This is a genomic window from Paraliobacillus sp. X-1268 (genome assembly GCF_003426095.1).
Taxonomy (GTDB): domain Bacteria; phylum Bacillota; class Bacilli; order Bacillales; family Amphibacillaceae; genus Paraliobacillus_A; species Paraliobacillus_A zengyii.
The window spans coordinates 93,772-111,665 of sequence record NZ_QJSK01000001.1 but is presented as its reverse complement, the minus strand read 5'-3'; the positions used below and the strand labels follow the sequence as shown (position 1 = coordinate 111,665).

Below are 17,894 nucleotides of genomic sequence, written 5' to 3'. Positions count from 1 at the left end.
ATCCCCCTAGCAATCATTTCTTTTAGTTAGCAAAGTATTTGTTTAATTGTTCTACCGCGTTTTGTGACATAATTGTATTGCCGTATTCAATTAAACGATGGGATGTTAGAATACTAGGTGAAGCAAACTCGGACAAAATTGCTATAACATGTTCTCGGTTCATATCAACTACCTCTTCATCCGTCAATTCCATATAATAATTTCCGTCAAATGAATAAACCGTACCGCCTGTTATGCCAACTTGTTCTAAATGTATTGCTAATTGAATCAGATCCTCAAACGATTGGAATAGAAAGATCAATTCTTTACTTTCGTCCAACGTTACTTTCATTTCTATAAAATCTTCTTCATCTTCTTCATCTTCAACATCACTTTGTGTTACGATAATTAACATACCCTGTGCTTGCATTACGTGAACTTGCACCAATAATACACCTTCTAATTCAAATCCCAATTCATCACTAGCTTCATACATCATATCGTGAAATAAAGCTTGCATTCTGGGTAAATCTTTCCATAGATCTTCTTTTGTTAAACCTCTATCAACTAAATCATCAAAAGTCAGAAAAATTTTAAATTGATCAGAAGAAAGTCTTTCTAAACGCATGTTAATTACCCCCCTTATTAAATACCTTTATATTGTAATACGTAATTTATATCATAATATGTTATTGTATACGAATTTGTAACGAATACCAACCCATTAATAAGCAAAAAAATTTAATTGTTTGCAAATAAGGTACTTTCATTTAATTAAAAGTACCTTATTTGAAATTATATTATATAGTACAGGTAGCACGATTGAAAGCAAATAGATTTCAATACAGAGGCCTTTACATATTCTTAATATCTAAAACACGAAAACCCGCTCTTTCTAATTTACTTTTCAGTTTACTCGTATCTACTTCCTCATTAACTTTTAAAACAATCCGTCTTGCTAATTTGTCTGTTTCGTCAAATGTTGTTATAGAAATAATATTAGCCTGTAGTTGTTTTAAAATGTCTGCTAATCTAGCAAAACGACCTTTTGATTCTTCAGAAGTAAACGCAATACGAACACCCGGTTTCTTCATTCCAAATACACTTTCAAACTGTTCAATTACATCAAAACGACTGATTATGCCAAGAAATTTTCTATCATCATTAACAACAGCTAATATCGGAAAGCCTTTAAAAGTTGTTAACGTATTTTCAAATACCTCATCTTCAGAAATATATACATTATGTTGTGTTAAAATATCTGTTACTTTTTTCGATTCCAGAAAATTAGTTTGATCAGAATTTTCTTGGAAAAACGCCTTATAAATATCTTGTTTTGAGATCATTCCTATAAAAATTTTATTCTCATCAACTACAGGCATCGCTTGAATACTTTCTTTATCCATCATTTCTATTGCACTTTTTAATGATTTATTTGGAGCTATTACAAAACATTTATGAATTGGTTTCATTGCACTTCTTACAAACACATTAAACACCTCATTTTTCATTTACTATTTTATTCCGTTTATTACGATAAAAAGATGTAATATTTATCATTATACACATAGGACACGCTTATATGCCATACATTATAACATAGTTATTTTTTAGAGAAGGAGGTTCTATAAATGAATCAAACAAATACTAAATATTACTATCCTTATATCAGTCCGTTTGACCCCTGTCCCCCTATTATAAAAAAGAGTTATTCGACACCCCCTAACTTGTACATGGGATTTCAACCGCCAAATCTTGCACAATATCCTACAGCGCGTGAAGCACTGTTTGCAGGTACTTTATGGCCCGCACTATTTGATCCTTATCCACCTAAGAAAGGGAGAGAACAAACATGAGCACCCCTAAACAAATGCCTCAACAATACTATGATCTGTTAGAACAAATTCAAGCAATTGATTTTGTTCTAGTTGAACTTAATTTATATTTAGACACGCATCCCGAAGATATAGATGCTATTCAACAATTTAATCAATGTACATTAGAAAGCAAAAAATTAAAGAAAAATTTCGAAAAACAGTTTGGACCACTCATGCATTTTGGGAAAAGCTACTCTGGTTATCCATGGAATTGGGATGATGCACCATGGCCTTGGCAAGTGTAAAAGGAGGAAAACAATTTGTGGTATTATGAAAAGAAATTGCAATATCCAGTTCGCGTAACCGAATGTAATCCACGTTTAGCGAAATATCTTATCGAACAATATGGGGGGGCTGATGGGGAATTATCCGCGGCTTTACGATACCTAAACCAACGTTATACCATTCCAGATAAAGTAGTAGGTCTCTTAAATGATATTGGTACTGAGGAATTTGCTCATTTAGAAATGATAGCCACTATGATATATAAATTAACTAAAGATGCTACCCCAGAGCAAATGGAAAAAGCTGGTTTAGCCGCTCATTATGTTAATCATGATAGCGCGTTATATTACCAAAATGCTGCTGGTGCTCCTTGGACTGCTTCCTATATTCAAGCAAAAGGTGATCCGATTGCAGATATCTATGAAGATATTGCAGCAGAAGAAAAAGCACGTGCCACATATCAATGGATTATCAATGTATCGGATGATCCGCAATTAAATGACAGTTTGAAGTTTTTACGTGAACGAGAAATTGTACATTCTCAACGTTTTAGAGAAGCTGCTCAAATATTAATTGATGAAAAAGATAAAAAACATTTTTTTTAAATAATCCTCACTAAAATAATAGACGTAAACATTACAGGTTTCACGCGCTCAAAAAGTATATTACACTTTCTACAGGCACAGGGCAAGTATAGATGAAAGGCAATAATGCTTAGTAATCAATAAAAAGAACTGAAGGTTTTCATTCTACTATCTTCAGTTCTTTTTCATTGGGTAAAAAAAGTTTTTGACCCGGTGTGATAACATTTGAATCTAACTCATTCAATACACGTAAAGAACTAACAACGCTTGTTCTTTGATAATATTTTTCTGCAATTGAAATTAATGTATCACTTTCTGTTACATGATAGTATCTGCCAGTCACTTCAACAAATTCGTTCTCATTGGTATCCTTCACTATAGAAATAGTCACTTCGTTCGATAAATCTTGATTTATCGGAATAACCGTAACTGTTTCCCCTCCAGGAAGTGAATAGACTGCATTCTCTTCATTAACCGATTTAAACCATTCTTCTCCCCATACCTGATATGTTAAAACTAAACCTACAATAATAATAAATAAGACCATTAAAAAACGAATAAACAAAAAATTTATCTTCCATTTTGTTTTTGCTTTTTTATCTGCATGTACGTAGCTCCGTGGTGGTAAATCTAAAATATCAATGTTTGGCTCATCTTCCTCTAATTTTTCAGGAGTAGCACTTGGTTGTTCAGTAGCAGTAGAGTCACGTTGAATTTGATTCATTTGCTCGCGTAGTCTCATTGCTTGATCTTCTCTATAGTCACTCATCTTTAACCCCTCCTAAAAAAACGTAAGTATAAAGCTAAACTGCAGTCAATAACAAAATGCATGATGATCGTTACACCAAGATTATTTGTAATTTCAAACATAAAACCAATATAGAAACTTAGCATAACAACACTATTAAATAAAACAGGCTTAAACAAATACCGGATATGAATAAAAGCAAATAGTAAACTCGTTGCGATATAGCCAATACTAGGCTGCAATACCCCACGAAACAATACCTCTTCTGCTATTGCAACAAACATTGTTAACATAATAATTTGGTAGATATTACTTCCTCTAAATATTTTTTCGTTAATACCGCCATCATCCCAATAGCGTTTAGGCAGGGTCTTATACATAACCATATCGATTATCACAACAATAAAACCTGGTAGTAAACCATACAGCATTATTTCAGTGACAGACCCCTCAAACAGTTCTGAAAAAAAGGTAAATGAACCATAAATAAACCAAGCACAGATAAGACTTATAATAAGCAGGAGACTTTGTGATATATAAACTTGTTGTCTGACTTGTTTACTAGTCATAGTAGCAATAATAGCTGCTTGTTTATTTTTCATTTACTTCCCTCTCGAAAAAACAAATTTGCTAATTCGATCTCCCAACTACTTTCTATAAGTTGCTTTGATTCAATGATTGGTTCCCATTTATTAAATTCAAAATCACAGTAATCACAGCAGAGATACTTTGCTTTTGAACAATTAGGTTGAAACGCTTGATATAATCGTTCTCTTCTACAAGACTCACAGGTAACCCATGTTAACATTTCATCTAATTTGTTTATTTTGTAGTTTGTTCTTTCTATAATTCTTTGTGTTATTACGTCAACTATTTCTCTCTTCTTATCATATATCGGCAAAATACGATTTTCTTTAATCATATCATGTTTTTCTAGTTGATAATGTAAAAATCGCCATTGTGTCTCATTTATTTGAAACTCTTCTAATAATAATGGGCTACCTAAATCAATAGACTTTTCTGATCTTGCTAGTGAATCAAGTCTATTGATAATTATAGGAATTTGTTCAGTTGTTGGCAACTCTGACTCAATTAAGCGCTTTGGTAAAATATCATCGTAAGGTGCATGCAATACTAGACTGACACTAGACAATCCATCTCTACCTGCCCTACCAATTTCTTGAATAAATGATTCAATTTGCGTTGGAATATGATAGTGTACTACGAGACGTACATTTGATTTATCAATACCCATTCCAAATGCACTCGTACAACATATGACATCTAATTGATTCTCCATAAATTGCTGTTGAATTAAAATGCGATCTACTTGTTCCATCCCACCGTGATAAAAGGCAATACGAAGTTCCGTTAGACTATCTCTTAACTGACTTGCAACAAACTCAGCTTCCTTTTTACTGGAGAAATAAATCATAGTTGGAACTGGGAATTTCCCTAATAATCTTTTTAAATAGTTTACTTTTTCTTGTTTTGATTGAAGAGCTTGAACTGTAAACGCAATATTATCTCGATCCATTGGATAGACATGCTTATTTAAATGAGCGTTATTCAATTGTTTAGCAATATCCTTTTGAACTTCAGGTGTTGCTGTTGCGCTCAGTGCTAATATCGGTGGATTATTCAACGCTTCTATAACCGGGTTTAGTTTAAGGTAATCAGGTCTGAATTCATGTCCCCATTGAGATATGCAATGTGCTTCATCAATAACAAACAGCGATATTTTCAATCTTTTTAATCGCTCCAATAAACGATCGTTTTGTAACATTTCTGGTGAAAGATAGATTAATTTATAAGAATCCAACTGGTCAAATAAAAAGTGTCTTTCCTTGTGGTCAACAAAACTATTTATTGCTACAACCTGCTTAAATCCCCTTGCTTTTAACTGTTTTACTTGGTCTGACATAAGAGATAGAAGTGGCGATACGACAATAACGGTGTTATCTCCCTTAATAGCAGGAATTTGATAACAAATTGATTTACCTGAACCTGTAGGTAAAACCCCTAAGACATTATTGCCCGCTAAGACATCTTCAATAATTTCCTTTTGTCCAGTTCGAAAAGCATTATAACCAAAATAGTCTTGTAATAGCTTTTCTAATTGACTCATTTCAATAAATCCTCCTTCTGCACAAAATCAGCATATGTTAATACGAGGCGAATTTGAAAATAACTAAAATTATTTCCTGCCATTTCTTTGATTTGTTTTAATTTTGCTGTTTTATTATTTCTGATCGCAGCAAGTATTATAGTAAATGACTCTTGATCAACATATGGCTTAATTGAAAAGTCGGGATCAATATAAGCGATTTCAACAATATGATCTTCTATAGTATTTATTTTCAGTTGTCTAATTTTAGCTATTTGCTCAACATCGAACCCTTTTTTTACTAAAATATATGTTTTTTCTGCTGAATTCGTAATGAATTTTTTCGATGTCTTTGTAAACTGATAAAACACCGGTAAATATATCAATTCATTTTCTCGTTCCTGTAGATAAGTTAGTAATTTATGTATGGTAATAGTTAAATATAAATGCATATCGATAGGAGTTGTCTGATACTTTCTTGCTAATTGATCCATTGTTAAACCGATCTTTTGATAACCTGTTAATCGATCTACAAATAATTGTGCTAAGTCTGGATTAATTGCTTTGAGAAAGCTAGATAATTCACGATAAACACCAGCTAACCATTGGTCCGATTCATCTCTATGCATTTGAAAAAGTTTCTTCACCCATGCTTGTATGTCTCTTTGATCGGTAATGGCAACAAAGTATCCCTTTTGCCGAGCCATATTGGTATAGGTTTGAATCCACAATTGTAGTCGCAGCCAAAATAAATCACTGATTCGATCGAAGACAAAGCCATTTAATTGATGAATAGGATAACTATCAATTCTTATATTTAAATACGCTTCACCACTTCGCGTGATACTTGCATTATTTTGTTGATCCACTGTAATATAGTTATCAATAATAAGGGATTTAATTTCCTGCTCAAAGTAGTTTCTATCTAAATGCTTACAAATACCGAAATATCTGGTTATTTTATAGAGTTTAGCATCTTGTAAAGTTTGTATCGAACGCTTTCCAACTAAGAGATGAAAAATAGAAGCAGTACTTCGTTCCATACTTATACTGGCTATACAGTCTAGTAAGATTGACCTGAACATATACTTTAACTCCTTTTTTAAAAATAATCAGGGAATGTATTCTTTATCTCCTCCTACACTCTCATTGCAAAAATAAGTATTCCCACTTAAAATAGTAAAGGAAGACATACTTTTTATAGATCATGAAATAGCAAGAAGGGAGAATTAGCATGGCTCATTACACAATAGTAGATAAAGATACATGCATTGCCTGCGGTGCATGCGGGGCAGCAGCTCCTGAAATATACGATTATGATGATGAGGGAATTGCCTACGTTCTCTTAGATGATAATACAGGAAACGTTAAAATACCAGAAATATTAGAAGAAGATATGTTGGATGCGCATGAAGGTTGTCCAACTGACTCGATAAAGATTGCTAACGATTCCTTTGATCGTGATCCATTCAAATTTGAAAAATAATTCCTTATCATTCAAAAAGTGAAGGTACCAATATCAATTGGAACCTTCACTTTTATGTTTATACTTCTCCGTGATCAGTGTAAGACAAGGGGATTAACCCCATCAGGTACCGGAATAGCTTCCTGAAGTCTGTATTCGCCTACTACTTCACTATCAATTGGGATATCGAATTCCACACTTCTATAGCCAAATGTTTTAGCTGTTATTAGAATCGCTTCAATCATCGACATGGTTAGCTGATTATCAGCAAAGTCCGTTGACTCTGAAAATGAAATCAGTATGTCCTCAGTGCTCTTCTCTTCTAAGTTAAAACTGGTATCTTTTGGAATAGTTGCTTCGATATACTGTCCCTCATCCATTTGCATAAGAGTTAATGCTTCGTTTATAGATACTATTTCATTAACACTAGTAGGTATAAGTAACTTATCTCGATCTTCATACTGATAAATTTTATAAACTTGGTTTTTAATCTCACTTAAAGGGAATTTATCTAGCTCTCCAAATGGCCCCAAGGTTACTGGGTCCATAGATTCTGTTTGTGTAATAATATTAGTAATCCCATATGGTGTGAACATGAGATTCAACATTTTTTGAAACATATTTGCGTTACTAGAGCCTGGAGGAAATTCATATGCATCTGAAACCGTCATAAAAAGTTGTTTATTATTATCAGTAAACTCAAACACAATATCTTCAAATGGGAAAGTTTTTATTCCAGCATCTACTACTAAGTCTCCAACAAAACTGTTAATTCGGTTATAATAATCATTTGGTTCTCCTGTTGAAGTAGAATCAACTAATGTGATTGGTATAGCATATTGATAATTTTGATCAGCTACTGCTAGTGTAAACATTTGTTCTTGTTCAAATTCTTTGTAATATAACATACTTTCCATATCTACCACTGCATCATCTATGATCATACTATTTTCACTTGAATCCCCTGAAATAGCTTCTTCTTGTGAGGTTACTTTATCTCCATTACCTTCTATTTGTTCTGCACGTTCAAACTGTGTTGTATTGGAACTTCGTATAAAAATAAAAACTAAAGAAAAAGCGGCGATTAAAGCCAGAGAAGGAATAATCCAGGATCGATTTTGCTTAGATTTTGGCGTTGAATTTAGTTCTTGTTGGATATTGCTATATAAGTGCTCTTTTGATTGATGATCATGTATTCTTGGCATTTCTTTTAGTTTTTGTTCTAAATCTGTTTCACCTAACCTCTGTTGATCCATGATTATTACCCCCTCTCTTGTTGATCTCGTAGTAGTGTTTGTAATTTTTTAATCGCTCGATGTTGTGTAGTTTTCACCTTACTAGTTGAACAACCCATAATATCAGCTGTTTCTTGAATGGTTAAAGATTGCAAATAACGTAATATTAACACCTGTTTTTGATCTAGACTACACTTATCTAACTGATAATAAATATCCTTTAATTCCTCATCAAGAATAACAATCTCTTCAGGTAACCGGGAAGTGTCCTTAAAATCAGACGCCTGTTTATTGAAATTTAAAAAGTCTATTAGTCGCTGTTTATTTCGTGTTTGTTTTCTAAAAGAATCCATTGTTGTATGTCTTGCAATAGAAAACAACCATGTTTTTTCGGAACTTTCACCTCGAAAAGAATCATATGATTTTAGAACTTTGATATACACTTCTTGAATAAGATCTTCAGCCAAAGACTTATCTTTGACCATATAAAAGATATATTGAAATAAATCTTGATGATATCTATTATATATGTCTTCAAACGTGGTCTTCATTTATAAGACCTCCCGTCCTAGTATATTAGTCGTCAGTTATGACAAAAGGTTACACAATTTCGTTTATCTACAAATATCTTTTAAAAATAAGCGAAAGAGGTTCATACAATACGAATAGAAACACGACATTACCAATTGCATGAGAGATATCAAAAGGCAGACCTGCTAAATAATAAGCAAGAAACTTACCTGTAATAAAATAGTTCGTAATAGCAAATGTAAATCCAAAGAATAAACCAGCTATTAGAGCATAAATCAATAAATAAATGAATGGCTTCTTAAGATACATTTTTCCTAATAAACCACTAAAAATACCGATAATCGACCAAGCAATGATTTGCCAAACCGTCCAAATTCCCATGCCTAAGAACAAATTGGATATATATGTAGTGATAACTGCTAAAAAGAAAGCAGAAAACGGTCCTAAAAAAAAGCCCGTAATAATAATAATTGCAGTTACGGGCTGTATGTTTGGTAAAAATTGAAAGCCTACTCGTCCAACAACACATAATGAAGCTAACACAGCAATGAGTGTTAAACGATATGTCTGCTTCATTAATTATTCCGTTCCATGTAAATCAAAAATAACTTCATCACCTGATGATAACTCATATTCACTTGCACCAACATTAGCTTGTTCACCATTTACTTCATACAACCAATACTTATCATCCGATTGCTCGACACCATCTATCGAAGTTATAAAGCCATCAGCATCTTCAATTTCATAGTTTTCTTCCAATACATCCATCAATATTTCATTCTCTTCTATTTCAATCGTTTCCGAAGAAATAACTTCTTCTCCATTATCTGTTGAAATAGTTATATTAACTACTTGTTCTTGCTCTTCTACATTAGTTGTTTCATCTGGTGTCTCTGTTTGTCCACAACCAAATAAGATTAGTGTACTAAGTAAGAAGGCCATAATTAACTTTACGTGATTTTTCATAATAAATTCCTCCATTTTTTTGGAGGACTGAACAATAATTTGTGAAATAAATTAAAAATTAACATTAACAAACAAATCAATCGCTCAACCCTCGAAGCATTGATAAAGTGAAATTGGTAGGTCTACTGACTTGTACATTTATCTACTTTGAACCCTTCCCATACCGAAAATTGATACAGTGGACTTATTCATTTCGTCTGTACTTACAGTTGCGAGGACAGTTCTGGTCTCACACCAGATTCCCTGTTATGTTACATACACCAATAACACACTATTTTATTAGTTTACTCTTCACCATTACTTTTGGGAAGCTCAAAAGTAAAAGTAGTACCTTCTGATTGCTTACTTTGAACAGATATATTCCCTCTGTGTGCTTCCACGATATTTTTGGCAATCGCTAAACCAAGACCTGTACCTTTCTTTCCAGCTTTTCTTTTTCTTGATTTATCTGCTTTATAAAATCGTTCAAATACAAACGGTAAGTCATCTTGTGGAATACCCGATCCGTTATCCTTGATCGTAAAACGTACTTTCTTATTTTGTTCTTCTACACCAACAACAATCTCACCCTGTTCTTGTGTATGATTAATTGCATTGTCAATCAAATTAGTTAAGACTTGTTCCATCCGATCCGGATCAAATAATAATAGCAATTCTTTATTAGTAATAGAATATGTTAAAGTAATTTGTTTTTCATTAGATAGACCTTTAAACTTTCGAATAATTCGATCTAAATATAACTCTACTTCTATTAGTTCTTTATTTAATTGAATTTGTCCTGCTTTTATCCTTGCAAGATCAAGTAGTTCATTGACCAATCTACCCATTCGTAACGATTCATCTCGGATAATGTGCGCTAATTCATTTTTTTCTTCTTTCGATTCAGCAATATCATCCACTATTGCCTCGCTGTATCCTTGAAGCATGGAAATTGGCGTACGTAACTCATGCGATACATTTGCAATAAACTCTTCACGTAACTTGTCCATTTTTCGTTCTTCTGTCATATCACGAATAACAGCAACGACTCCACGTACTTTTGTCTGATCGTATAACGGAGACATGATCATAACCCAGTTACGTCCTTGAATAAACACTTCACGCATAGACTCAGATTCAATTGTTATTACCTCTTGCATAAGATCTTTCACTTCATGTGGTAATGTTTCTTCATCTTCCATATCTAGCTCATAACGCCAGTCTTCTAGGAATTTATTAGCAGGTGGATTAGAAACAATAATATCTCCTACTCGATTTAATGTGATAACACCATCAGCCATTGATCGTAAAATACTATATAATTGTTCCTTTTCTTGACTTAATGCATCAATATGATAATTGAGTTGCCTACCCATTCGATTAAATGCCATAGCTAATTCACCAATTTCATCATGTGTTAAAATTGGTACCTTCGTACGAAATTCACCTTTTGTTAATTCTGAAGCTGCTTTACGCATTTGAATTAAGGGTGCTGTTATTCGTGTTGATAGAAAAAATGCAAAAATAGTCATTAACACGATAGCAATTGCAGCTGCTAAGAGAATGATACGTGTAGTCTGTTCTGTAGTGGCAGCAACAACATTACTTGATTGATAAGCATAAACTGCTCCTACTTGATCAGTTAACCTAGTACCTACCAACAAAACTTGGGTACCATCATCTAGCGTTGTTTCTGTCTTTACCACATTGTTATTAAAGTAAACAGATCTATAATCCTCCTTGTTAAATAACCATTCTTTAGTTATGAGTGGAAGTGTTTCATCCGTACTTTCCGATATCCAACTTTCTTCTTCATTTTCTACAATAAAAATCCTACTTGCAGGATCTTTAATTATAGTTATCATTCTTTCAATAAGTTCTTGATCTTCATATTCACTTAGCAATGTTGACACTTTATTGGCAGTATCCAATAATTCTTCTTCTGCTTGGTTTACATGATAACCCTCAAAAAACTCCAAAAGAAAAAAACTAATAATTGCTAACACAACAAAGATAACAATTAAAAAAGTTACCCAGAGCTTAAATACAACACTTCTCCAAAACATTAGGCATCAGCTACTTCAAATTTGTAGCCTACTCCCCACACCGTCACAATCATTTTCGCTGCATCTGTTGAGACCTTATTTAACTTTTCACGTAAACGTTTTACATGTGTGTCTACAGTTCGTAAATCACCAAAGAATTCGTACTTCCAAACTTCTTTTAAAAGTTGTTCACGTTCAAAGACTTTATTAGGTGAACTAGCCAAGAAATGGAGTAATTCATATTCCTTTGGCGTTAATCCAACTTCAGTTCCTTCTACTAACACACGGTGTGCATCATTTTCTATTAAGATATGTTGAAATTCAAGTATATCTTTTGCTGTTTTATCTAGATTGGATACCGGTATGGAGGATGACCTTCTTAACAATGCTTTTACTCGAAGTACTACTTCTCTAGGACTAAATGGTTTAACAATATAATCATCTGCCCCCACTTCAAAGCCTTCTATACGATTTGCTTCTTCCCCTTTAGCTGTCAACATGATAATAGGTGTCGTTTTCTTTTCACGAATACCTTTACAAACTTCAATACCATCTTGGCCTGGAAGCATTAAATCTAATATAATTAATGTATAGTCTTCTTCAATCGCAAATTCGAGACCTCGAAAACCATCATCAGCTTCGTCGACAATATAACCTTCTCTTTCTAAATACATTTTTAATAATCGCCTAATTCTTTCTTCATCTTCTATCACGAGTATCTTATTGTTTTCATCCATATCAAATACCCCTTTCTCCTACCCCTGCATTAATTAATCTTCTCTATTTATTTAGTCAGTTGAATAAAAAAGTTATTATTTCAACATATTTCGCAATAAACACATAGGTTTTTCTATTTTAAAAATAAAGTTACTCTTTTGTTTTTACTTGCATTGCTTCGTTACGAAGCTGCTTGACTTCATGTGGAGTTAATTCACGGTAATCACCTGGCTGTAAACCTTGCAACGTCAAAAATCCATAACGCTCTCGTTTAAGTTTTTTAACTGGATGATTAATCCCCTCAAACATTCTTCTTACTTGGCGATTTTTACCTTGATGCAGGACTAGTTCCATTATAGCGGTGTTTTTTTGTTCATCGGTTGATAAAATTTTAGCATGAATAGCTTTTAAAACTTCACCTTCAGATTTAACACCTTTTCTCAATTCTTTAATAGCTTCTCTTGATGGTATACCCTCGATTTTGGCAACATATACTTTATCCATTTCGTGACTCGGGTGCATTAATAATTGAGCAAAATCTCCATCATTTGTCAGCAAAATAATACCAGAAGTATCATAATCTAATCTACCTACAGGATAAACACGTTCTTTTAAGAATGGAATGAGGTCTGTAAGTACTTTTCGATCTTTATCATCTTTCAGACTAGAGATCACGCCTCTAGGTTTATATACGACATAATAGACAGGCTGTTCCTTTTCAAGTGGTAAACCTTCTACTTCAATTTGATCATCTGGTGTTACTTTTGTTCCAAGCTTCTTAACTTTTTTTCCATTAACTGTTACTTTTCCATCCTCGATAAGTTTTTCTGCTTTTCTTCTTGAAGTAACTCCACTGTGTGCAATCACTTTTTGTAAACGTTCTTCTTTATTTGACATAATATCACCATAATTTCATTCGATTTTTAATAACTTGTTTTGTATTGTTATTTTGACAGAAAAAGCTCAACAAAACAATAGCGTTAACAGTAGCGTTAACGCTTTTATTGTGAAAATACAATTGATACAACTATAATTGATGTTATTATACCAATAAAATCTGCTATTAGTCCAACTTTTAATGCATCACCCATTTTATGAATACCTACTGCACCAAAGTAGACAGTGATAATATAAAACGTCGTATCTGTGCTGCCTTGCATCGTAGAAGCAAGTCTTCCAATAAAGGAATCCGGCCCATATATCTTGATTAGTTCTGCAGTAATCGCTAATGCTGCTGTGCCAGATATTGGCCTTGTAAATGCTAAAGGTGCTATCTCACTAGGGATGCCTAAAAATGATAAAACTGGTTCTAGTAAGGTAATAAATGCATCCAATGCTCCTGAACTGCGGAAGATAGCAATTGATACAATCATCCCTAAGAGGAATGGTAGTAACGAAATCGCCGTTTTAACTCCTTCTTTTCCACCTTCAACAAATAGTTCGTATGTAGGGAGTTTTTTTACTGTAGCAGTAATTAACACAATCATCACCATACTCGGTATAATCCATGCACTGATTAATGTAATGGTGTTCATTTTTTGTTTTTACTCACCCTTTTCAAATAAAATAATCGATCAATTATAATGGCGAATGACGTTGTGATTAGCGTAGCTATTATTGTCGTACCCACAATTTCTGTTGGGGCAGCCGATTGGTACTGCATTCGAATCGCGATTACAGTTGTCGGAATTAACGTTAAACTGGATGTGTTTATCACCAAAAAAGTGATCATCGAACGACTTGCCTTATCCGAATTTGAAAGTAACTTCATTTCTTTCATTGCCTTTATTCCCATTGGTGTAGCCGCATTTCCTAGCCCAAATAAATTCGCAATAAAATTTGAAAGAATATACCCCATTGCCGGATGGTCTTTCGGTATATCTGGAAATAGCCTTGTTACCAATGGTTTGAAAAATGCAGATAGTTTACTTAAAATACCTGCTTTCTCTGCAATGCGCATTAAGCCAAGCCAAAAGACTAGTACACTGATTAATCCAATTGATAATGTCACCGCTTCTGATGCACTTGAAAAAATTGCCTCATTAACCTGATCCATAGTTCCGTTAATCATTGCATAAATGATTCCAATAATCGACATGCCAGCCCAAATGTAATTAACCATCTACATCGCACCGACCATTTTATTAAAAAATGTAAAAACAGTTTTTATGAAGTTCTCCTGTTTTTCACTTTGCGTTCCTCCTGCTAATTGGTCTTGCAATAAACTGGTACTTGATGATACATCATATTGTTCAAATCCCCAATCAAATAAACGAATATGATCCTGCCAATCATTTGGATCATCTAATGTCACTACTATTAATGTTACATCATTTTTTTTAGCGACAGATACCAGTGTTCTTCCAGCGGCCTTTGTATAACCAGTCTTTCCACCAATTGTATAAGAGTAATAAGTGGTTAGTAACTTATTTTTGTTTCCCCAAGCATAAGTACGTTGATCCGAATGATATGCTTGGGCACCAGTTATCGTAACAAATTGTTCATTTTCCATAGCATGTTTCGTTAATAAAGCCATATCATATGCTGTTGAATAGTGTGATTCCGAATCTAAACCATGAGGATTATCAAAATGTGATTGTTCCATTCCTAACCAAACTGCTTTCTCATTCATTAAATAAGAAAACCCTTCTACGCTACCACCAACGTATTCAGCAATTGCTGTTGCCGCATCATTTCCAGAACGCAACATTAATCCATAAACAAGGTCTTTTAATTTTATTTTCTCTCCTTCCTTCAAATAGATAGAGGAACCCTCTGTGAAAGCAGCTTCATGACTAATTGTCACAGTCTCTTCCATTTTGCCAGATTCAATAGCTAATACGGCAGTCATTATTTTCGTTATACTGGCAATCAACTCTGGATCAGTAGCGGCCTTTTCATATAGAACATCACCATTTGATTGGTCCATTAAAATAGCATTACGAGCTGTTACACTAGGATTAGCCTCAACATTTTCAGGAATAATTGTTATGAAGCAAATACAACCGATTATAAATAGCAGCATTGGTTTCAAGTTTTTACACCCTCTCTACATACTTTCTCTATAATCTTATGCAGAAAGGACGAGCATATGACTTGAAACAATTACAGGATCTTCTTAATACGGCTTCCAAGTTATCTGTTTCGCTTCTTCAAACCTTTCTTTAACGTTCTCCCAATCAATTACATTCCACCATGCATTTATATAAGCATTGCGATCATTTTCATATTGTAAATAATAAGCATGTTCCCATACATCAAGTACTAGTAAAGGGATACTATCCGCTAATGCATAATGTTGATGTTTTTCTCTTGTTTGGATCCCTAATCTCTGTGATCGAGGAGACCACACAAGCAATGTCCAACCACTTCCTTCAACTGACCCTGCACCACTTGTGAAAATTCGTTTGAAATTTTTAAAGGAACCAAAATCTTTATTAATTTGTTTAGCAAGCATCGTGTTATCTTTCGGTTTTCCTCCTCCATTTGGTTTCATGTTAAACCAAAAAATAGTATGCAAATAATGACCAGAACCGTGAAAGGCTTGCTCTCTAAACCAATGTTTCCACATCTTATTATTGGAATCTCCTTGATAAATGGCTACTTCCGCTTTATTTAATCCATCAACATAAGACTTATGGTGCTGATCATGATGTAACCGCATTATTTTTTCTGAAATAAACGGTTCAAGCGCATCATAATCATATGGTAATGGTGGTAGTTTATGTTTTCCTATTGGAACCGGACCGTTATTCGTATTTCCCTCTAAACGTCGTGCGAAAATTTCCGCTTGATCTCTTAAATACATAATTTCTTGTTCAGCAATACTTCGCTCTTGCAATCCTTCTTCTAATTGTATTTTCCAATCTTCCCAACCTGATAATTCTTGTCTATCTTCATTGCTTTGCAGTGCCAATTCTTCCACTTCATCAGACCACTGTAACAAGTCATTTAGATAAGCTTTTGTGTTCTTCTCCATCAAATCACCTCAAACGTAGCCTATGATACAGACAAAGTTTTGGTGTCAACAATAACTACATATGCTTTCTTATTCTTTTAAAAAAGAGAAGTAGCACATAAATGCGCTACTTCTCTTAATCTATTTGATTCATTTTTGCTTCAAAATTCTCAAAAAATAGATCTGCTTCTTCACTTACATCTGATTCATTCACACTTTCTGGTAATGGTGGTAATTCTTCTATTGACTTTAATCCAAAGTAAGTTAAAAAGTCAACGGATGTACCAAACATTACTGGTCTTCCAATTCCATCTTTTCGTCCAACCTCTTCAATTAGTGCTCTAGATAGCAGAGTTTGAACACCACGATCACTTTTAACCCCGCGTATGTCCTCAATTTCCGTACGAGTAATTGGTTGGTTGTAAGCAATAATGGCCAACGTTTCAAGTGCTGCTTGCGAAAGCTTTGAAGTGTGTGGAGATTCCAGCAATTTTTGATAATAAATTGTATGCTCTGGTTTCGTTGCCAAATGGTATGTATCTTTAGACTCAACAAGCATAATACCACGTTCTATCTGCTCGTAATCTTGCTTTAATTCAAGAATGATAGCTTCTACTGTATCTAGATCAGTTTCTAATACAGCTTTTATTTGTTTTTTACTTAAACCTTCATCTCCAGTGGCAAATAATAATCCTTCTAAAATTGCTTTATAATTTCTAAGTTTCACGCGTTATCCTCCATGCTATAAATAATCAATGCATCAAAATGTGTTTCTTGTTTGCAATAGATTTTTTTATCTTTCATTAGCTCTAGTACAGCCATAAATGTCACAACTATATGAGAACGTGATGGATATTCAAATAATGCATCAAATGAAACACCTAATCTATGATCTTGTAATTGAGTTAAAACCTCTTCCATTCGCTGTTTAATTGGTATCTCCGTTCGCTGAATTGTTGTTTCTAAAGGCCGGTTCCATTTTTTGCGATCAAATACTTTTTGCATTGCTGCAAGCATATCATAAATAGATAGATCACCTTTCGTACTAACTTTTTCTTGGTTCTTTTTAAACGCTATAACTTGAGCAGGTCTTGTAAAGCTATAACTTAAATCTGATTCTTTATCTTGAAGTTGACTAGCAGCTTCCTTATACTTCCGATACTCAATTAACCGACGCATTAATTCCTCGCGTGGATCTTCTTCATATTCCTCTTCTATATCTAATTCTTGATTTGGTAAAAGTAGTCCACTTTTCATTGCCAATAATGTAGCAGCCATCACCAAGTATTCACTAGCAACATTTAATTCAAGCTGTTGCATTGTATGAATATAGTGCATATATTGCTCTGTTATTTTTGAAACAGGAATATCATAGATATCTATTTCATATTGATTAATTAAATGTAAAAGAAGATCCAATGGACCCTCAAAAGTATCCAATTTCACTTGATAGGATTGTTGCATAGAATCCTTCC

General features: G+C 33.6%; 23 protein-coding genes and 1 riboswitch. Of the genes, 4 read left to right on the top strand and 19 right to left on the bottom strand.

Features of this window, described 5'->3' with window-relative positions; translation table 11 throughout:
* Window positions 1–22: 22 nt before the first annotated feature.
* Both D2K62_RS00605 and D2K62_RS00600 read right to left on the bottom strand, forming a co-directional pair.
* The gene (locus D2K62_RS00605; protein ID WP_112181202.1) at window positions 23–607 is read right to left on the bottom strand and encodes a genetic competence negative regulator; all 585 of its coding nucleotides are present in this window, start codon (window positions 605–607) and stop codon (window positions 23–25) included.
* Window positions 608–833: 226 nt separating this feature from the next.
* Window positions 834–1,469 (bottom strand): CBS domain-containing protein, encoded by a 636-nt coding sequence (locus D2K62_RS00600; protein WP_162632634.1) that lies wholly within the window; start codon window positions 1,467–1,469, stop codon window positions 834–836.
* Window positions 1,470–1,610: 141 nt separating this feature from the next.
* Between D2K62_RS00600 and D2K62_RS00595 the strand changes: the two genes are divergently transcribed.
* From D2K62_RS00595 to D2K62_RS00585, 3 genes are read left to right on the top strand one after another with little or no spacing between them, the layout of a single operon-like run.
* Window positions 1,611–1,835: a spore coat associated protein CotJA gene (locus D2K62_RS00595; RefSeq protein WP_112181204.1), complete on the top strand. Its 225-nt coding sequence runs from the start codon at window positions 1,611–1,613 to the stop codon at window positions 1,833–1,835.
* Complete coding sequence (locus D2K62_RS00590; RefSeq protein ID WP_232824038.1) at window positions 1,832–2,101, top strand: spore coat protein CotJB; 270 nt, start codon at window positions 1,832–1,834, stop codon at window positions 2,099–2,101. Before D2K62_RS00595 ends, D2K62_RS00590 begins: the two co-directional genes overlap by 4 nt.
* A gap of 15 nt (window positions 2,102–2,116) precedes the next feature.
* Complete coding sequence (locus D2K62_RS00585; RefSeq protein WP_117160722.1) at window positions 2,117–2,686, top strand: manganese catalase family protein; 570 nt, start codon at window positions 2,117–2,119, stop codon at window positions 2,684–2,686.
* 139 nt (window positions 2,687–2,825) lie between these two features.
* Here the strand turns inward: D2K62_RS00585 and D2K62_RS00580 are convergent, their stop codons facing one another.
* The 4 genes from D2K62_RS00580 to D2K62_RS00565 are packed head-to-tail and all read right to left on the bottom strand — an operon-like array spanning window position 2,826 to window position 6,605.
* Window positions 2,826–3,434 carry a LysM peptidoglycan-binding domain-containing protein gene (locus D2K62_RS00580; RefSeq protein WP_117160721.1) on the bottom strand — a complete coding sequence of 203 codons (609 nt, stop codon included), beginning with the start codon at window positions 3,432–3,434 and terminating at the stop codon, window positions 2,826–2,828.
* Window positions 3,435–3,436: 2 nt separating this feature from the next.
* Window positions 3,437–4,015: a CPBP family intramembrane glutamic endopeptidase gene (locus D2K62_RS00575; protein WP_117160720.1), complete on the bottom strand. Its 579-nt coding sequence runs from the start codon at window positions 4,013–4,015 to the stop codon at window positions 3,437–3,439.
* Window positions 4,012–5,541 carry a RecQ family ATP-dependent DNA helicase gene (locus D2K62_RS00570; RefSeq protein ID WP_117160719.1) on the bottom strand — a complete coding sequence of 510 codons (1,530 nt, stop codon included), beginning with the start codon at window positions 5,539–5,541 and terminating at the stop codon, window positions 4,012–4,014. Before D2K62_RS00570 ends, D2K62_RS00575 begins: the two co-directional genes overlap by 4 nt.
* Entirely contained in the window at window positions 5,538–6,605 is a 1,068-nt protein-coding gene (locus D2K62_RS00565; protein WP_117160718.1) for a YpbB family protein, read from the bottom strand. Before D2K62_RS00565 ends, D2K62_RS00570 begins: the two co-directional genes overlap by 4 nt.
* 149 nt (window positions 6,606–6,754) lie before the next feature.
* On the opposite strand from D2K62_RS00565, the gene D2K62_RS00560 reads away from it, so the two are divergent.
* Window positions 6,755–7,006 (top strand): ferredoxin, encoded by a 252-nt coding sequence (locus D2K62_RS00560; RefSeq protein WP_112181210.1) that lies wholly within the window; start codon window positions 6,755–6,757, stop codon window positions 7,004–7,006.
* 74 nt (window positions 7,007–7,080) lie between these two features.
* Here D2K62_RS00560 and D2K62_RS00555 read toward each other — a convergent pair whose 3' ends face one another.
* The 13 genes from D2K62_RS00555 to D2K62_RS00495 all read right to left on the bottom strand — a co-directional run bounded on the left by D2K62_RS00555 (window position 7,081) and on the right by D2K62_RS00495 (window position 17,883).
* Window positions 7,081–8,241, bottom strand: coding sequence for a hypothetical protein (locus tag D2K62_RS00555; protein ID WP_117160717.1), 1,161 nt, complete (start codon window positions 8,239–8,241; stop codon window positions 7,081–7,083).
* Window positions 8,242–8,246: 5 nt separating this feature from the next.
* On the bottom strand, window positions 8,247–8,771 hold the full coding sequence (locus D2K62_RS00550; RefSeq protein WP_117160716.1) for a sigma-70 family RNA polymerase sigma factor: 525 nt from the start codon (window positions 8,769–8,771) through the stop codon (window positions 8,247–8,249).
* A 67-nt stretch (window positions 8,772–8,838) separates the two neighbouring features.
* Window positions 8,839–9,327 (bottom strand): ECF transporter S component, encoded by a 489-nt coding sequence (locus D2K62_RS00545; RefSeq protein ID WP_112181213.1) that lies wholly within the window; start codon window positions 9,325–9,327, stop codon window positions 8,839–8,841.
* Window positions 9,328–9,330: 3 nt separating this feature from the next.
* Window positions 9,331–9,720: a DUF4430 domain-containing protein gene (locus D2K62_RS00540; protein ID WP_232824039.1), complete on the bottom strand. Its 390-nt coding sequence runs from the start codon at window positions 9,718–9,720 to the stop codon at window positions 9,331–9,333.
* A 98-nt stretch (window positions 9,721–9,818) separates the two neighbouring features.
* Window positions 9,819–10,000, bottom strand: a riboswitch (cobalamin riboswitch).
* A 4-nt stretch (window positions 10,001–10,004) separates the two neighbouring features.
* Entirely contained in the window at window positions 10,005–11,765 is a 1,761-nt protein-coding gene (locus tag D2K62_RS00535) for an ATP-binding protein (protein ID WP_117160715.1), read from the bottom strand.
* Window positions 11,765–12,481 carry a response regulator transcription factor gene (locus tag D2K62_RS00530; protein WP_117148827.1) on the bottom strand — a complete coding sequence of 239 codons (717 nt, stop codon included), beginning with the start codon at window positions 12,479–12,481 and terminating at the stop codon, window positions 11,765–11,767. Before D2K62_RS00530 ends, D2K62_RS00535 begins: the two co-directional genes overlap by 1 nt.
* 130 nt (window positions 12,482–12,611) lie before the next feature.
* Entirely contained in the window at window positions 12,612–13,358 is a 747-nt protein-coding gene (locus tag D2K62_RS00525) for a pseudouridine synthase (RefSeq protein WP_112181217.1), read from the bottom strand.
* Between the two features lie 104 nt (window positions 13,359–13,462).
* Window positions 13,463–13,996: a spore maturation protein gene (locus D2K62_RS00520; protein ID WP_112181218.1), complete on the bottom strand. Its 534-nt coding sequence runs from the start codon at window positions 13,994–13,996 to the stop codon at window positions 13,463–13,465.
* On the bottom strand, window positions 13,993–14,583 hold the full coding sequence (locus tag D2K62_RS00515; protein WP_112181219.1) for a nucleoside recognition domain-containing protein: 591 nt from the start codon (window positions 14,581–14,583) through the stop codon (window positions 13,993–13,995). Before D2K62_RS00515 ends, D2K62_RS00520 begins: the two co-directional genes overlap by 4 nt.
* Window positions 14,584–15,486: a D-alanyl-D-alanine carboxypeptidase family protein gene (locus D2K62_RS00510; protein ID WP_117160990.1), complete on the bottom strand. Its 903-nt coding sequence runs from the start codon at window positions 15,484–15,486 to the stop codon at window positions 14,584–14,586.
* A 93-nt stretch (window positions 15,487–15,579) separates the two neighbouring features.
* Window positions 15,580–16,440, bottom strand: a complete 861-nt coding sequence (locus tag D2K62_RS00505; RefSeq protein ID WP_117160714.1) for a superoxide dismutase — start codon at window positions 16,438–16,440, stop codon at window positions 15,580–15,582.
* 115 nt (window positions 16,441–16,555) lie between these two features.
* The gene (scpB, locus tag D2K62_RS00500; protein ID WP_112181221.1) at window positions 16,556–17,146 is read right to left on the bottom strand and encodes an SMC-Scp complex subunit ScpB; all 591 of its coding nucleotides are present in this window, start codon (window positions 17,144–17,146) and stop codon (window positions 16,556–16,558) included.
* Window positions 17,143–17,883 carry a segregation/condensation protein A gene (locus D2K62_RS00495; RefSeq protein WP_117160713.1) on the bottom strand — a complete coding sequence of 247 codons (741 nt, stop codon included), beginning with the start codon at window positions 17,881–17,883 and terminating at the stop codon, window positions 17,143–17,145. Before D2K62_RS00495 ends, scpB begins: the two co-directional genes overlap by 4 nt.
* Between the last annotated feature and the right edge of the window lie 11 nt (window positions 17,884–17,894).

What these genes read in the sequence shown, in the direction of transcription:
- D2K62_RS00565 (WP_117160718.1), bottom strand. Translation starts at nt 6,605, where the DNA reads ATGTTCAGGTCAATCTTACTAGACTGTATAGCCAGTATAAGTATGGAA.
- D2K62_RS00525 (WP_112181217.1), bottom strand. Translation starts at nt 13,358, where the DNA reads ATGTCAAATAAAGAAGAACGTTTACAAAAAGTGATTGCACACAGTGGA.
- D2K62_RS00505 (WP_117160714.1), bottom strand. Translation starts at nt 16,440, where the DNA reads ATGGAGAAGAACACAAAAGCTTATCTAAATGACTTGTTACAGTGGTCT.
- D2K62_RS00595 (WP_112181204.1), top strand. Translation starts at nt 1,611, where the DNA reads ATGAATCAAACAAATACTAAATATTACTATCCTTATATCAGTCCGTTT.
- D2K62_RS00520 (WP_112181218.1), bottom strand. Translation starts at nt 13,996, where the DNA reads ATGAACACCATTACATTAATCAGTGCATGGATTATACCGAGTATGGTG.
- D2K62_RS00555 (WP_117160717.1), bottom strand. Translation starts at nt 8,241, where the DNA reads ATGGATCAACAGAGGTTAGGTGAAACAGATTTAGAACAAAAACTAAAA.
- D2K62_RS00550 (WP_117160716.1), bottom strand. Translation starts at nt 8,771, where the DNA reads ATGAAGACCACGTTTGAAGACATATATAATAGATATCATCAAGATTTA.
- D2K62_RS00535 (WP_117160715.1), bottom strand. Translation starts at nt 11,765, where the DNA reads ATGTTTTGGAGAAGTGTTGTATTTAAGCTCTGGGTAACTTTTTTAATT.
- D2K62_RS00530 (WP_117148827.1), bottom strand. Translation starts at nt 12,481, where the DNA reads ATGGATGAAAACAATAAGATACTCGTGATAGAAGATGAAGAAAGAATT.
- D2K62_RS00545 (WP_112181213.1), bottom strand. Translation starts at nt 9,327, where the DNA reads ATGAAGCAGACATATCGTTTAACACTCATTGCTGTGTTAGCTTCATTA.
- D2K62_RS00515 (WP_112181219.1), bottom strand. Translation starts at nt 14,583, where the DNA reads ATGGTTAATTACATTTGGGCTGGCATGTCGATTATTGGAATCATTTAT.
- D2K62_RS00495 (WP_117160713.1), bottom strand. Translation starts at nt 17,883, where the DNA reads ATGCAACAATCCTATCAAGTGAAATTGGATACTTTTGAGGGTCCATTG.
- D2K62_RS00605 (WP_112181202.1), bottom strand. Translation starts at nt 607, where the DNA reads ATGCGTTTAGAAAGACTTTCTTCTGATCAATTTAAAATTTTTCTGACT.
- D2K62_RS00590 (WP_232824038.1), top strand. Translation starts at nt 1,832, where the DNA reads ATGAGCACCCCTAAACAAATGCCTCAACAATACTATGATCTGTTAGAA.
- D2K62_RS00575 (WP_117160720.1), bottom strand. Translation starts at nt 4,015, where the DNA reads ATGAAAAATAAACAAGCAGCTATTATTGCTACTATGACTAGTAAACAA.
- D2K62_RS00570 (WP_117160719.1), bottom strand. Translation starts at nt 5,541, where the DNA reads ATGAGTCAATTAGAAAAGCTATTACAAGACTATTTTGGTTATAATGCT.
- D2K62_RS00580 (WP_117160721.1), bottom strand. Translation starts at nt 3,434, where the DNA reads ATGAGTGACTATAGAGAAGATCAAGCAATGAGACTACGCGAGCAAATG.
- D2K62_RS00560 (WP_112181210.1), top strand. Translation starts at nt 6,755, where the DNA reads ATGGCTCATTACACAATAGTAGATAAAGATACATGCATTGCCTGCGGT.
- D2K62_RS00540 (WP_232824039.1), bottom strand. Translation starts at nt 9,720, where the DNA reads ATGAAAAATCACGTAAAGTTAATTATGGCCTTCTTACTTAGTACACTA.
- D2K62_RS00510 (WP_117160990.1), bottom strand. Translation starts at nt 15,486, where the DNA reads ATGCTGCTATTTATAATCGGTTGTATTTGCTTCATAACAATTATTCCT.